General features: G+C 63.3%; 1 protein-coding gene. It reads left to right on the forward strand.

Going from position 1 to position 368, the window contains the following annotated elements; all coding sequences use genetic code 11:
- On the forward strand, window positions 1–368 hold a 368-nt coding region (locus C167_RS31915; protein ID WP_037005687.1), incomplete at both ends, for an amino acid permease.

Raw genomic sequence — 368 nt, forward strand, 5'->3', positions numbered from 1 at the left:
CTGTCCATGGGCGTGATGACCCAGCCGGAACTGGCCAAGCTGCAGAACCCGTCGATGGCGCTGGTGCTGGAGCATGTGGTCGGTCACTGGGGCGCGGTGCTGATCAGCGTCGGTCTGCTGATCTCCCTGCTCGGTGCCCTGCTCTCCTGGGTCCTGCTGTGCGCCGAGATCATGTTCGCCGCCGCCAAGGACCACACCATGCCGGAGTTCCTCCGCAAGGAGAACGCCAACCAGGTGCCGGCCAATGCCCTCTGGCTGACCAACATCTGCGTACAGGTCTTCCTGGTGATCACCTTCTTCACCTCCGGTGACCCGAACGGCATGGACCCGTACACCAAGATGCTGCTGCTGGCGACCTCGATGATCCT

This window comes from Pseudomonas nitroreducens TX1 (assembly GCF_000313755.1).
Classification (GTDB): domain Bacteria; phylum Pseudomonadota; class Gammaproteobacteria; order Pseudomonadales; family Pseudomonadaceae; genus Pseudomonas; species Pseudomonas nitroreducens_A.